At 69.7% G+C, this 12,825-nt stretch carries 14 protein-coding genes; 7 read left to right on the forward strand and 7 right to left on the reverse strand.

Going from position 1 to position 12,825, the window contains the following annotated elements; all coding sequences use genetic code 11:
* Nucleotides 1-22: 22 nt before the first annotated feature.
* Nucleotides 23-1,336 (reverse strand): helix-turn-helix domain-containing protein, encoded by a 1,314-nt coding sequence (locus C8D81_RS15725; protein ID WP_166646845.1) that lies wholly within the window; start codon nucleotides 1,334-1,336, stop codon nucleotides 23-25.
* Nucleotides 1,337-1,466: 130 nt separating this feature from the next.
* On the opposite strand from C8D81_RS15725, the gene C8D81_RS15730 reads away from it, so the two are divergent.
* From C8D81_RS15730 to C8D81_RS15740, 3 genes are read left to right on the forward strand one after another with little or no spacing between them, the layout of a single operon-like run.
* Complete coding sequence (locus C8D81_RS15730) at nucleotides 1,467-2,273, forward strand: N-acyl homoserine lactonase family protein (RefSeq protein ID WP_094432245.1); 807 nt, start codon at nucleotides 1,467-1,469, stop codon at nucleotides 2,271-2,273.
* 10 nt (nucleotides 2,274-2,283) lie between these two features.
* Complete coding sequence (locus tag C8D81_RS15735) at nucleotides 2,284-2,649, forward strand: FmdB family zinc ribbon protein (RefSeq protein WP_094432247.1); 366 nt, start codon at nucleotides 2,284-2,286, stop codon at nucleotides 2,647-2,649.
* A complete protein-coding gene (locus tag C8D81_RS15740) occupies nucleotides 2,646-3,932 on the forward strand; it encodes a hydroxyacid-oxoacid transhydrogenase (protein ID WP_094432250.1) in 1,287 nt (428 codons plus the stop codon). The genes C8D81_RS15735 and C8D81_RS15740 overlap by 4 nt, the downstream gene beginning before the upstream one ends.
* A gap of 9 nt (nucleotides 3,933-3,941) precedes the next feature.
* Here C8D81_RS15740 and C8D81_RS15745 read toward each other — a convergent pair whose 3' ends face one another.
* Entirely contained in the window at nucleotides 3,942-5,327 is a 1,386-nt protein-coding gene (locus tag C8D81_RS15745; protein WP_166646846.1) for an MFS transporter, read from the reverse strand.
* An 88-nt stretch (nucleotides 5,328-5,415) separates the two neighbouring features.
* Between C8D81_RS15745 and C8D81_RS15750 the strand changes: the two genes are divergently transcribed.
* Entirely contained in the window at nucleotides 5,416-5,700 is a 285-nt protein-coding gene (locus tag C8D81_RS15750) for a DUF3039 domain-containing protein (RefSeq protein WP_229118128.1), read from the forward strand.
* Nucleotides 5,701-5,796: 96 nt separating this feature from the next.
* On the forward strand, nucleotides 5,797-6,288 hold the full coding sequence (locus C8D81_RS15755; RefSeq protein WP_094432257.1) for a hypothetical protein: 492 nt from the start codon (nucleotides 5,797-5,799) through the stop codon (nucleotides 6,286-6,288).
* 66 nt (nucleotides 6,289-6,354) lie between these two features.
* On the opposite strand, the gene ahcY is transcribed toward C8D81_RS15755, so the two are convergent.
* Nucleotides 6,355-7,782: an adenosylhomocysteinase gene (gene ahcY / locus C8D81_RS15760; protein WP_407644080.1), complete on the reverse strand. Its 1,428-nt coding sequence runs from the start codon at nucleotides 7,780-7,782 to the stop codon at nucleotides 6,355-6,357.
* Nucleotides 7,783-7,927: 145 nt separating this feature from the next.
* Here ahcY and C8D81_RS15765 point away from each other — a divergent pair, with 145 nt between their 5' ends.
* Nucleotides 7,928-9,202: a hypothetical protein gene (locus C8D81_RS15765; protein ID WP_094432259.1), complete on the forward strand. Its 1,275-nt coding sequence runs from the start codon at nucleotides 7,928-7,930 to the stop codon at nucleotides 9,200-9,202.
* Between the two features lie 9 nt (nucleotides 9,203-9,211).
* Here the strand turns inward: C8D81_RS15765 and C8D81_RS15770 are convergent, their stop codons facing one another.
* From C8D81_RS15770 to C8D81_RS15785, 4 genes are all read right to left on the reverse strand, one after another.
* A complete protein-coding gene (locus C8D81_RS15770) occupies nucleotides 9,212-10,231 on the reverse strand; it encodes an SIS domain-containing protein (protein ID WP_098477015.1) in 1,020 nt (339 codons plus the stop codon).
* A gap of 15 nt (nucleotides 10,232-10,246) precedes the next feature.
* Complete coding sequence (locus tag C8D81_RS15775; RefSeq protein WP_094355780.1) at nucleotides 10,247-10,438, reverse strand: Trm112 family protein; 192 nt, start codon at nucleotides 10,436-10,438, stop codon at nucleotides 10,247-10,249.
* Complete coding sequence (gene manB / locus C8D81_RS15780) at nucleotides 10,435-11,808, reverse strand: phosphohexomutase domain-containing protein (protein ID WP_098477014.1); 1,374 nt, start codon at nucleotides 11,806-11,808, stop codon at nucleotides 10,435-10,437. The genes C8D81_RS15775 and manB overlap by 4 nt, the downstream gene beginning before the upstream one ends.
* 84 nt (nucleotides 11,809-11,892) lie before the next feature.
* Nucleotides 11,893-12,261 (reverse strand): DUF3499 domain-containing protein, encoded by a 369-nt coding sequence (locus C8D81_RS15785; protein WP_094406812.1) that lies wholly within the window; start codon nucleotides 12,259-12,261, stop codon nucleotides 11,893-11,895.
* Nucleotides 12,262-12,388: 127 nt separating this feature from the next.
* On the opposite strand from C8D81_RS15785, the gene C8D81_RS15790 reads away from it, so the two are divergent.
* Complete coding sequence (locus C8D81_RS15790; RefSeq protein WP_094432267.1) at nucleotides 12,389-12,799, forward strand: PPOX class F420-dependent oxidoreductase; 411 nt, start codon at nucleotides 12,389-12,391, stop codon at nucleotides 12,797-12,799.
* The last annotated feature ends 26 nt before the right edge of the window (nucleotides 12,800-12,825 follow it).

Consider the following 12,825-nt stretch of genomic DNA (forward strand, 5'->3'; position numbering starts at 1 on the left):
AATCGGGCGGGTGGCGGTGAGATCACTCCGATTCGCTGCCCAGCACGCCCTGCAGCCGCCAGATCCGCAGCGCGAACAGCAGGTCGACGCTGCGCGGGGGCGTACGCCAGTCCTCACCGAGCAGGGACCCGATCCGCTCGCAGCGCTGGCCGACGGTGTTCACATGGATGTTCAGGGCCTTCGCGGCCGCCGAGATGCCGTGCTCCAGCACCTCGGCCGCGGTCTCGGTGAGCTGGGTACCGCGGTCGCGGTCGTAGCCGAGCAGCGGTTCGAGGTGGGACTCCAGCAGATCCGCCACGACCTCCGGGGAGACCCCACCGATGAGCAGCGCCGCGATGCCCAGTTCGTCCGCGCCGCGGTGCCCGGGCCCGGTACGCAGGCACTGCTGGACCGCCAGCGCCTGGTGCGCCCGGCGCTGGATCCGGTCGGCCTCGGCGAGCCCGGTGCCGTGCGCCCAGCCGATCTGCGGATGCAGCTCGGCCAGCCGGGACACCAGCAGCCCGGCGATCTCGGCCGGGTCGGCGCCCTGCAGCACCACACAGACCTGCCCCCGGTGCCGGGCCACCACCATCCGGGTGTCGGGGAGCAGCTGCCGCAGCCTGGTCATCGTCTGCTGCTGGCGTTCGGGGGCGACCGCCACCACCAGCACCGCCAACCGCCCCTGGGCGGTGAACCCCATCCGGCGCAACCGGCGCAGCGAGTCCGCCCGGCCGGCGAAGACATCCGCCAGCAGTTCCGGCTCCTGCAGGTGATCCAACCGGTCCCGCAGCCCCTCCACCTGCTCGGTGGCACGGTGCAGCCGCCACGCCATCGCCGCCATCGCGGCCATCGCCTGCACCGCCCGGACCACCCCGGGGCCGAAGATGGTCGGCCGACGCTGGGCGATGAGCAACGCCCCGTGGACCTGACCGTCGAGCCGCAGCGGGGCACCGTGGATGGCCCGGACCCCCTCGCCGCGCACCACGCTGTCGATGTGGGCGAGGTGGTTCAGCTCCGCATCGGCCAGGTAGTCGCGGGTCTGCACCTCGGTCCCGCCGGCGGCGACACTGCCCAGCACTCCGGTCCCCAGCGGCATCCGGATGTTCTGGTAGGCCGGGGTGCGGACGCCGTCCCACAGCTCGATCCAGGTCTCACCGGCGACCAGATCGTTGCGGCTCAGATAGGCCATATCCGCGCCCAGCAGGGTCCGGGTGCGGCGTACCACCGCCTGCAGCACCAACCGGCTGTCGCGGATGCTGGCCATGTCGACCGCGCACCCCTCCAGGGCGGCGGCGAGTGCACCGGGATCCGGGTCGGCCATGGTCGGTTTGCCGACCCGGCTGCGTGTGACGGCCATCACCAGCGATAGTAACCAGTCGGTGTCCGGGGCATACATGGTGCCCGCCCGAAAATGTGTCGCCACCCCATGGTCGGGCCGTCGCCGTTTTCCAAGAATGGAAGGCAACTTCACCGACGAAGGGGGTCCCATGTCAGAGTTCAAGGCACACCTGTTGCGCACCGGGGTGATGGAGGCCGACGCCACCTGGTTGCTGCTGAAACCGGGCAAGGTGATCCGGGATCGCAGCCACAAGAACGATCCGGTGGTCTGGACCGAGGTGCCCACCCACGCGATCCTGATCGACCATCCCGAGGGCAAGATCCTCTGGGACACCGGCGTACCCCGCGACTGGGCCGAACGCTGGGCGCCGACCGGACTGCAGGAGTTCTTCCCGGTGATCGACCCGGTCGACGGCCCGGGCTATCTGGACACCTCACTGGCCGAGATCGGGCTCGGCCCCGACGACATCGACATCCTGGTGCTCTCCCATCTGCACTTCGACCATGCGGCGAACGCGAAGATGTTCCCCAACGCCAAGGTGATCGTGCACGCCGACGAGCTGGCCGGGGTCAAGACCATCGAGGGCGACTTCGCCGGCGCCCACCTGCTCAGCGACTTCCAGGGCCTGCCGATGGACACCGTCAGCGGGGACACCGAACTGGTCGACGGGGTCACCCTGATCTCCACCCCCGGCCACACCTGGGGCACCATGTCGCTGCAGCTGGATCTGCCCGATCAGGGCACCAAGATCTTCACCTCCGATGCGGTCTATCTCAGCGACTCGTGGGGGCCGCCCGCGATCGGCGCGGCCATCGTCTGGGACAACCTGAAGTGGTTGGAATCGGTGGAGAAGCTGCGCGGCATCGCCGAGCGCACGAACGCCGAGGTCATCTTCGGCCACGACGGCGAGCAGGCGAAGACCCTGCCCTTCGCCCCGAACGCCTACTACCACTGAGGCACCGGCGATGATCCTCTACGACTTCCGGTGCAGCACCGGACACGAGTTCGAGGCCGCGGTGGCCTCGATGACCGCCGACAATCCGGCCTGCCCCGCCTGCGATTCCAGTACCAGAAGGGTTTTCTCGCGGATCAACCTCGGCAACTCCGCGTCGGCGGGTCATTCCCGCGAGGAGATGCCGCGCAGTTGGCAGGCCACCGGCGGCGGGGACCGGGACACCATTCGGCACTGGCACAAGCAGGCCAGCCAACGCGAGAAATTGGAACAGAAATATCCCGAGCTGGCCGGGGACCGGCGCCCGGTCCTGGCCCACGAGGGACGCTTCCACGACAAGCCGCTGCGAGCGGGCGACAACCCGGGAGACTGGACATGAGCGAGCAACAGATTCACGAAGAGACCATCTTCACCTGGGGTGCACCGCCCCTGAAGTTCGGCGCCGGGGCGGTCGATGAGATCGGCTTCGACCTCAGCCAGTACGACGTCGGCCGCGTGCTGATCATCACCGACGCCGGGGTCGCCGCCACCGGCATCGCCGACCGGGTGCAGGAGTGCCTGACCCGTTACGACATCAAATCCGAGATCTACGCCGAGTCCCACGTCGAACCGACCGACGAGAGCTTCGAGCGGGCCATCGCGTACGCCAAGGAGAACGGCCCCTTCGACGGTTTCGTCGCCCTGGGCGGCGGCAGTTCCATCGACACCGCCAAGGCGGTGAACCTGCTGACCACCTACCCCGGTGAGCTGATGGACTATGTGAACAAGCCGATCGGGCGGGCCCAGACGCCGCCCGGGCCGCTGAAGCCGCTGATCGCGATCCCGACCACCGCCGGTACGGGGGCCGAGTCGACCGCCGTCTGCATCATGGACATCTTGTCGATGAAGGTGAAGTCGGGGCTCAGCCACTGGCGGCTGCGCCCGACGATGGCGGTGATCGATCCGCTGGTCACCCTCGATCTGCCGCCGATGGTGAGCGCCGCCTCGGGGATGGACATCCTCTGTCACGCGGCCGAGTCCTACACCGCCAAGCCCTACACCCAGGGCCCGCGGAAGAAGCCCGAGGAGCGGGTCACCTACTGCGGGGCCAATCCGGTCTCCGATCTCTGGTCGGAGCGGGCCATGCAGCTGCTGGCCAGCTCGTTCAGGACCGCGGTCCACCACGGCGACGATGTGAATGCCCGCAACGAGATGATGATGGCGGCCACCTTCGCCGGGATGGGGTTCGGCAATGCCGGCGTCCACATCCCGCACGCCAACGCCTACCCGATCGCCGGCATGGTCCGCGACTACACGCCGCCGGACTACCCGCAGGACGAGCCGATGGTGCCGCACGGGATGGCCGTCTCGCTGACCGCGCCGGAGGCATTCCGGTTCTCCTTCGAGGCAGCCCCGGAACGGCATCTGCGGGTGGCCGAGCTGCTGAACCCGGACGCGCCGAAGCAGCAGGATCCGGCCGAGCAGCTGCCGAGCGTGCTGATCGAGCTGATGGCCGACATCGGCATCCCGAACGGCATCGGCGCGGTCGGCTACACCGAGGACGATGTGGCGGACCTGGCGGCCGGCACGATGAAGCAGCAGCGGCTGCTCACCACCTGCGCCCGGACACCCACCGAGGAGGACATCCGCGGCATCCTCAGCCGGTCGATCAGCAACTGGTGAGCGGGGTCGTCAACCGATCGGTGCTGATCCCGGCGCCCTGATCTCACCGATCCGGGAGGAGGTGAGCACGCCGAGCAGGGCGACCAGCACCATCGCGCCGAGGACGGCGGCGAAGGTGGCGTTCGGCAGCGCGGTCAGGTGCAGGGCGGCGAAGATGGTGCCGGCCAGCCCGGTCACGATCGAGTTGCCGAGCGATTCGCCGGAGGTCAGCGCGGAGGCGTTGCGGCCCTGCTCGGCGGGCCGGGAGAGGGTGATCTGGGCGAGCCCGGTGGAGGAGATCAACAGCCCCATGCCGAAGCCGGCGAACGGCCAGATCAGCCAGGCGGTACCGACCCACAGCGACGGCCACCAGGCGACCGCCGCACAGCCGCTCAGGCCCACGGCGACCGAGACGGCGCCCAGGGTGATCATCTGGTGCCGACCCAGTCGGAACCAGCGCCTGGCCTGCAGCCAGGAGCCGACGAACCAGCCGAGCGAGCCGACCGTGAGCATCGCGCCGGCGATCCCGAGCGACTGGCCGCGCAGTTGCACCAGCATCAGCGGGATGAACGATTCGCCGCCGAAGAACGCGCCGGCGACCAGGGCGCGGGAGGAGACCACCGCCGGCAGCCCGCGACCGAGGGTGAGGAAGCCGCGCGGCATCAGCCGGGGCAGGGCGAGGGCCAGGAGCAGTACGCCGGCCAGGGCGGCCACCGCGACCAGCCAGTCGAGGCGGATCGAGACGCGCTGCCCGGCGTACTGCAGCGCGACCGCGGCGGCGGCCAGCACCAGCCCGACCCAGGCCGGTACCGGAGAGCGGTCGCCGGCCTCCCGCGGGCGCCGCTGCAGGCGTACCAGGGGTGGGCCGGCGAGCAGCGCGGCGAGCAGGATCAGCGGCAGGATGCCGAGGAAGACCCAGTGCCAGGACCAGGTGGTGGTCACCCACGCCGAGAGTGGCGGACCGACGAAGGCGGGCAGGATCCAGCAGGCGCTGAACGCGGTCATCATCGCCGGCCGCTGATCCTCGTCGAACGCCTTCGCGATCACCACATAGAGCCCGACGTTCAACGCTCCCCCGCCCAGGCCCTGGATCAGCCGGCCGAGCAGCAGCATCCACATCGCCGGCGCCAGGCCGGCGACCAGCAGCCCGATCGCGAAGCAGGCGGCGCCGAAGGCCAGCGGCGGCAGCGGCCCGCGCCGGTCGGAGAGCCGGCCGGCGGTCACCGACCCGGCGAGCATGCCGACCATGTAGAGGCTGAACGCCCACGCGTACCACTCCACCCGGCCCAGTTGGGTGGCGGCCGCTGGCATCGCCGTGCTGACCGCGATCCCCTCGAAGGCGGTCGCGAACACCCCGGCGAGCATCCCGACCGCCAACGGGCGGCGGTCGATCTCGGTGGTCGGCTGCGGGGGCATGGGGTTCATCCCACCAGTTCGGGCGGGCTCGGCCAAACCGGTTTCCCGCGGCCACGGGGGGCTCGACAGCCCGCGTATGATTCGAGATGTGAGCGAGACCCAGACCGAGACCCAGATCGGCACCGGATCCCAGACGGTGCTCGATGAGCGCACCGAGTATCGCTACGACGAGGGCGATCACGAGCGTTTCTCGCACTATGTGCCCAAGGAGAAGCTGACCGAGGCGATGGTGATGGGTACGCCGGTCGTCGCCCTGTGCGGCAAGATCTGGGTGCCCTCCCGCAACCCGGACCGATTCCCGGTCTGCCCGCAGTGCAAGGAGATCTGGGAATCGATGCGCTCCGGCGACGGTGACGGCGGCGACGCCGAGTAACCACGGTCATCGAGCAGGTCGCGCAGCGACCGTGTCGAGATGACCTCCGGTCGAACAACTGATCAGTGTTGCCCTCCGGGCACGCCACAATGAGGCATGCGCTTCGATGTGCCCGTCGACCACGACCAGCTCCGCCGGACGCGCCGCCGGGCGAAGTACGCGAGCCTGTTCCAGGTGGCCGTCTATCTGATTGCAGCGGTGATCATCGGAACCATGGCCTTGACCATGGATGGGGCGGACGGCTTCCTCGCCCTGGCCCTGCTGTTCCTGACCCTCGGCGTCGCTCTGGCGATGCTGCTGCTCTTCGGCCGATCGAACTGGTACAGCGGCGCGGACGTGCCCCCGGCCGCGCTCACCCTCGATCCGTGGGGCGTCACCGCCTACATCGAGCGCCAGCCGGCCCGACAGATCCCGTGGCCGCAGGCGCGGCTCTCTCTCGGCAGCAAGATGGGCCAACCGATGTTGCGGCTGGACTCCCCCGGCCAGAAGCCGCTGTTCTGGGGTATCAGGATCCTGGCGGTCCCACCGGCGGAGATCGACCGAGCGATCCGTGCGATGACCAACGGGCAGCGCGCCCTCGGTCACTGAGGCGGGGCATCTCGACACGCTCGCTGCGCGAGCTACTCGATGATCGTTGGTGGGATTCGAGCAGCGTCAGTAGCGGTAGCTGTCCGGCTTGAACGGGCCGGCGACGGGTACGCCGAGGTAGTCGGCCTGCTTGGGGGTCAGCTCGGACAGGCGTACGCCCAGCGAGGCCAGGTGCAGCCGGGCGACCTCCTCGTCCAGGTGCTTGGGCAGCACGTAGACACCGACCGGGTACTCCGAGGGCTTGGTGAACAGCTCGATCTGGGCCAGCACCTGGTTGGTGAAGGAGTTGCTCATCACGAAGCTCGGATGCCCCGTCGCGTTGCCCAGATTCAGCAACCGGCCCTCGGAGAGCACGATGATCGAGTGCCCGTCCGCGAAGGTCCACTGGTGCACCTGCGGCTTGATCTCGAGCTTCTCGATACCGGGCAGCTTGGCCAACCCGGCCATGTCGATCTCGTTGTCGAAGTGGCCGATGTTGCCGACGATCGCCTGGTGCTTCATCCGGCTCATCTGCTCGGCGGTGATCACGTCCAGGCAACCGGTGGCGGTGACGAAGATGTCGGCGATCTCGACCACGTCATCGAGGGTCGCGACCTGATAGCCGTCCATGGCGGCCTGCAGGGCGCAGATCGGGTCGACCTCGGTGATGATCACCCGCGCTCCCTGCCCACGCAGGGATTCCGCGCATCCCTTGCCGACATCGCCATAGCCGCAGACGACCGCGACCTTGCCGCCGATCAGCACGTCGGTGGCGCGGTTGATGCCGTCGATCAGCGAGTGCCGGCAGCCGTACTTGTTGTCGAACTTGGACTTGGTGACCGAATCGTTGACGTTGATCGCCGGGAACAGCAGCTGCTGTTCCCGCTCCATCTCATAGAGCCGGTGCACCCCGGTGGTGGTCTCCTCGGTGACACCCTGGAGCGAGTTCGCGAGCGCGATCCAGTCGGTCTTCTGCTCGGCCAGGTTGCGCCTGATCAGCGCGACGATGACCTGCAGCTCCTCGGGATCGTCCTCACCGGCCTCCGGCAGTTCACCGGTCTTGACCGCCTCGACGGCCTTGTGCACCAGCAGGGTCGCGTCGCCACCGTCGTCGAGGATCATGTTCGGCTGCTGGCCGTCGGGCCAGCTGAGGATCTGCTCGGTGCAGTCCCAGTACTCCGCCAGGGTCTCGCCCTTCCAGGCGAAGACCGGTACGCCGGCCGGCTGCTCGGGCGTACCGGAGCCGACCACGATGGCCGCCGCCGCGTGGTCCTGGGTGGAGAAGATGTTGCAGGACGCCCAGCGCACCTCGGCCCCGAGCGCGACCAGGGTCTCGATCAGCACGGCGGTCTGCACGGTCATGTGCAGCGAGCCGGCGATCCGCGCCCCCTTCAGCGGCTGGGAATCGGCGTACCGCTCCCGCATCGCCATCAGCCCGGGCATCTCGTGCTCGGCGAGGGTGATCTCCTTGCGGCCGAAGTCGGCCAGAGACAGGTCTGCTACGCGGTGATCCACGACCAGTGAGCCTATCCGCCGGGTGGTTGGGGTGTCGAAACGTACGCCGCGGTCCCACAAGGCGGAAACTTCCCGGCCCCGGCGCGCGACAAGCGGTCCCCCGGGGCCGCACAGTTGCAGCATCACAGCTTCTCGGGGGAACGACATGAACACCAGGACCAAGCGCATCACCGGCGGGATCGCGGCAGCCGCCGCCCTCACCCTGGTACCGGGCATCTGGTACGCCAGCACCGCCTCGGCGGCGATGAGCCCGGACACCAAGCGACTCTGCGGGCAGAGCTGCTCGATCAACTTTCCGCTGAGCGCCAGCAGCGAGGGTGTGAACGAGGGCAGCGGTGTGAAGACCACCCTGCAGGGCAAGCCCGGTACCTACTCGGTGCGGGTCTTCATCGGTGAGAACCCCGACAAGGAGAACAGGGCGACCAGCCTGCGGGCGGTCGGCCCGGTGACCCGGGTGACCGTGAAGGACAACGGTTATTCGGAGCCGACCGTGGTCAAGGTGGATCCGCTGAAGGCGCCGCTGACCGGCGGCAAGAAGTTCACCGTGCAGCTTGCCGATGCCAAGGACGCCAAGTCGCTCGTCGGCGGGACCGCGGGCAGCAAGGGTGCGGCCCTTTTCACGGTGAACTCGCGCCGGGCGCTGGTGATGGACACCCAGAGTTTCGCCAACGGGTCGAACTTCACCCTGGTGCAGGCGGGGCTGCAGGGCGATCGCTTCCAGATGCAGATCAAGGACCCGAAGAAGGGCTGGGTGTCGATCACCAGGACCGAGTGCGTGATGAACGCCCAGCGCACCTGCAAGATCGAGTGGGCCTACCCCGCCGGCGCCACCCCGGAGTCGGAACTGCGGGTGGTGAACCTGGCGAACCCGAACGACGCGATCTGGAGCTACCGCAAGCAGGGCCCGGGCTCGTCGCCGAAGCCCACCCCGGACAAGACGGCCAAGCCCACCGCGAAGCCGACGCCGGACAAGACCGCGAAGCCCACCGCGAAGCCCACCCCGGACAAGACCGCAAAACCGACCGCGAAGCCCACCCCGGACAGGACCGCGAAACCGACGGCGACCCCGAGCACCGACAAGACGGCCAAGCCGTCGCCGAAGCCGACCACCCCGAAGGGTGGCGAGACGCCGAAGCCGACGACTCCGCCCAAGGGTGGCGAGTCCCCGAAGCCGACCACCCCGCCGAAGGGTGGCGAGACCCCGGCCCCGGAGCCGACGAATCCGCCCGCTCCCGAACCGACCAGCCCGACCGGACCCGACGGCGGCGCCGACCAGGGTGGCGATACCGGCACCCCGGCGGGCGGCACCGACACCGGCACGGATTCCGGAACCGACGCCGGCACGGTGGACGACGGCTTCGGCCCGGACGTCAAGGACAGCAAGGAAACCGTCGGCGGGCTGGCCAGCACCGGGTTCTGACCCGGTGGGTCAGCGAGCGCTGCCGTCCAGGCCGACCTCGAGGTATGCCGCGGCGTAGAACCCGGTCTGCAGCAGTGCCGCGTACCGGGCCAGTTCGGAACCGTCGTGGTGCTGCACCACGTTGACCCGGACATCGCGGCCCTCGGCCATCGCGACCAGCCGGTTGCGGGCCACCTGGACCATCTCGTCGCCGTGGCCGTCATCGAGCACCAGCAGCGTCGGCCGCCGATCGGTGACGGTCTGCTCGAACGGGTCGGCGAACGGGTCACGGGCCTGCGCGGCGTCGAGCACGATCAGCAGTGCCTCGGCGTCGGCGGCCAGCGCCGGCCGGCCCGACGCGGCCCGGATCGCCTCCGCGACCCGGCGGGAGGCGCGGGCGGCGAGCACCGACCCGCCCCAGACCAGCGGCTGCGCGTCGGCCATGCCGAGCGCCAGATCCTTGCCCGGGTTGGCGGCCAGATCGACGTACGGCGAGCACTCCTCGGCCACCGCATCCATCGCATCGGCGACCGCCAGCAGGTCGACCGCGGGGCCGAGCTGGAGCTGCGCGAGCGCGCCGAGGATCAGCGCGGCGGCGGCCAGCGGGTCCTCGGTGCTGGTCGGCAGCAAGGTGGTGGCCCGCGAGCCGGCGTACTCGGCGATCGAGGAGACCGGCGGGCAGGCGATCACCAGGCTGCAACCCCGGCGTACTGCCTCGTGCACGGTCGCAACCAGATCCGGCGTACCGCCCTCGGGCGCGACCACCACGACCAGGTCGAGTGGGCCCACCCAGCCGGGCAGGCCGTGCCGCGGCCAGGCGACGAACGGGACCGGGCAGGTCGGCTCCAACATGGCCCGGATCAGCCGCGCCTCCGTCCCGGCGGCGATCACCGCCCGCGGACGCAGCGGCTCCAACTGCTGCAACGGCTCGCTCGCCGACCCGTGCTCGATCCGCAACCGGGCACCGGCACCGGCCAACCGGCGCAGCAACCCGTCGGAGCGCTGCAGGGCCGCGGGATCCTCCAGGCGCGCGTCGTCGAACTCGTCCATCGCTGACTCCCCCGGTTAGCGGTGCCGGGCCTCATCGACCAGCAGCACCGGGATCTGATCGACCACCGGGTAGGCCAGCGCGCATTCGGGATTGCTGCAGACCAGCTCGGAGCGCTCGTGGTCGACCGCCAGCCGGGAATGGCAGTTCGGGCAGGCCAGGATCGCCAACAGCTCGGGCGAGAGATGTACGCCGGTCTCCGCGGTCACTGCTGCCCCCTCACCAGCGCGAGCACCTCGTCGCGCAACGCTGCCATCTGCTTCGGATCCTTCGCCTCGACGTTCAGCCGCAGCAGCGGCTCGGTGTTCGACGGGCGCAGGTTGACCCACCAATCGGGCCCGTTGACCATCAGCCCGTCGGGGAAACCGACCTCGCCGCGGCCGGCGAATGCCTCGGCCACCTTGTCCATCGCCTGCTTGGCGTCGGCGACGGTGGAGTTGATCTCGCCCGAGGAGGCGTACCGGTCGAAGCGCTGCACCAGTCTCGACAGCGGCTCGTCGCTGCGGCCCAGCATCGCCAGCACGTGCAGGCCGGCGAGCATCCCCGTGTCGGCGCTCCAGAAGTCGCGGAAGTAGTAGTGCGCAGAGTGCTCGCCGCCGAAGATCGCGTCCCGCTCGGCCATCGCGGCCTTCACATAGGTGTGGCCGACCCGGGAGACGACCGTCTCGCCGCCCTCCTCGGCGACCACCTCGGCGACCGTGCGGGAGGTGATCGTGTTGATCACGATCGTGCTGCCCGGTTCGCGGCGCAGCTCCTGACAGGCGATCAGCGCGGTCACCGCGGACGGGTTCACCACCGCACCGGTCTCGTCGATGATGAAGCAGCGGTCCGCGTCGCCGTCGAAGACCAGCGCCAGATCGGCGCCGTTGTCGCGGACCGCGCGTTGCGCGTCGACCAGGTTCTCCGGCTCCAGCGGGTTCGGCTGATGGTTCGGGAAGGAGCCGTCGAGATCGAGGAACAACCCGACCATCTCCACATCCAGGCCGGCCAGCACGCTCGGCACGGTGTGCCCGCCCATCCCGTTGCCGGCGTCCACGACGACCTTGAGCCGGCGCATCCCGTCGGTCGGTACCAGCGAGTGCAGGTGGTCGACGTAGGCGGGCAGCAGATCCTGCTCGCGCCGGGTCCCGGTGACCCGGGCCGCGGGCTTGGTCTCCTTGGCCTCGTAGTCGAATGCCTTGCGGGCGATGTCGATCAGCTGCTTCGGGGTGACCGGGCGGGCACCGGAGAGGCAGAACTTGATCCCGTTGTAGGTCGCGGGATTGTGCGAGGCGGTGAACTGTACGCCGGGCAGCTCGAGTCGCCCGGAGGCGAACCAGAGCTCGTCGGTGCTGGCCAGGCCGATGTCGATCACATCGGCGCCGCGCGACATCGCACCCTCGGCGAAGGCGCGGCTCAGCTCCTCACCGGTGACCCGCATGTCACGGCCGAGTACGAAGGCGCCCTCGGCCTTGGTCAGGTCGAGCGTCTCGACGAAGGCGACCCCCAGGGCGTACGCCCCCTCGGCGTCCCACTGGGCATCCGCACCGCCGGCCAGGCCGCGGATGTCGTTGGCTTTGAAGATCTCTTGGCTCAGCATCACCGGCAGCCTATCGCCCTCACCCAGTCGATTGGGTGTCGCCGCTGGACGTTTCCTCGGAGTTCTCCCGGGGGTTGTTCCGGCTCAGGCGTCCGGATCGGCGAGGACGGTGAGATGGCCCCGCCGGGCGAGTTCGACGACGCGGCCGCCGGCGGTGGCGTCGGCGGGCGGCGGGTCGAGCGCGAACCCCACCTCGCGGACCGCGTTCGCGAGCGCGAGCAGGTCGTCGCTGCTCGGTTCGGCATCGGCGTCCTCGGCGGCCGGCAGCCGGATCACCTCCCAGCCCCGCGGGGCCGACAGGTTGGCCTCATGCCGCTGACAGAGGTCGTAACCGTTCGGGTCGGACTGCAGCGCCAGGGGCCCGAGCACGGCCGTGGAGTCGGCGTACACATAGGTCAGGGTGGCCACGGCGGCGGCCGAGCAGCCGGTGCGGGAACAGACCCTGGATCTCACCCGAAGACGTTAACGCGCAAGTGCAGTGAGCTCACGCGCGGCGCGCCATGACCCCGCTCTTCGGCCCCTTGGCTTCGACTCGCTCGTACCTCGCTCGCTCAGCCGGCGTACCGAGGATGATGGGGGCATGGAGATCTCCGCTGCCCTGTCCTTCGCCGAGAGCAACCACCGAGCCGTGCTGACCACCCGGCGCCGCGACGACGGCGTCCAGTCCTCACCGGTGATCACCGCCGCCCTCGACGGCCGGATCGTGATCTCGAGCCGGGCGTCACTGGCGAAGGTACGCAACCTGCTCCGCGACCCGCGGGCCTCGATCGTCATCACCACCGACGCCTTCTTCGGCCGGTGGGTGCAGATCGACGGCACCGCGACGATCCGCGACCAGTCCGATCCGGCCACCCTGGACCGGCTCGTCGAGATCTATCGCGCGATCGCCGGGGAGCATCCGGACTGGGACGACTACCGGCGCTCGATGGTCGTCGAGGAGCGGGTGGTCATCGAGATCGCCCCGGAGCGGGTCTCCGGTCAACTCGGCTGAGCGGGGCGGGTCGGGTTCATCTCGAC

The sequence above is a fragment of the Enemella evansiae genome, assembly GCF_004362375.1.
Classification (GTDB): domain Bacteria; phylum Actinomycetota; class Actinomycetes; order Propionibacteriales; family Propionibacteriaceae; genus Enemella; species Enemella evansiae.

What these genes read in the sequence shown, in the direction of transcription:
- C8D81_RS15725 (WP_166646845.1), bottom strand. Translation starts at nt 1,336, where the DNA reads ATGGCCGTCACACGCAGCCGGGTCGGCAAACCGACCATGGCCGACCCG.
- C8D81_RS15730 (WP_094432245.1), top strand. Translation starts at nt 1,467, where the DNA reads ATGTCAGAGTTCAAGGCACACCTGTTGCGCACCGGGGTGATGGAGGCC.
- C8D81_RS15735 (WP_094432247.1), top strand. Translation starts at nt 2,284, where the DNA reads ATGATCCTCTACGACTTCCGGTGCAGCACCGGACACGAGTTCGAGGCC.
- C8D81_RS15740 (WP_094432250.1), top strand. Translation starts at nt 2,646, where the DNA reads ATGAGCGAGCAACAGATTCACGAAGAGACCATCTTCACCTGGGGTGCA.
- C8D81_RS15745 (WP_166646846.1), bottom strand. Translation starts at nt 5,327, where the DNA reads ATGCCCCCGCAGCCGACCACCGAGATCGACCGCCGCCCGTTGGCGGTC.
- C8D81_RS15755 (WP_094432257.1), top strand. Translation starts at nt 5,797, where the DNA reads ATGCGCTTCGATGTGCCCGTCGACCACGACCAGCTCCGCCGGACGCGC.
- C8D81_RS15765 (WP_094432259.1), top strand. Translation starts at nt 7,928, where the DNA reads ATGAACACCAGGACCAAGCGCATCACCGGCGGGATCGCGGCAGCCGCC.
- C8D81_RS15770 (WP_098477015.1), bottom strand. Translation starts at nt 10,231, where the DNA reads ATGGACGAGTTCGACGACGCGCGCCTGGAGGATCCCGCGGCCCTGCAG.
- manB (WP_098477014.1), bottom strand. Translation starts at nt 11,808, where the DNA reads ATGCTGAGCCAAGAGATCTTCAAAGCCAACGACATCCGCGGCCTGGCC.
- C8D81_RS15790 (WP_094432267.1), top strand. Translation starts at nt 12,389, where the DNA reads ATGGAGATCTCCGCTGCCCTGTCCTTCGCCGAGAGCAACCACCGAGCC.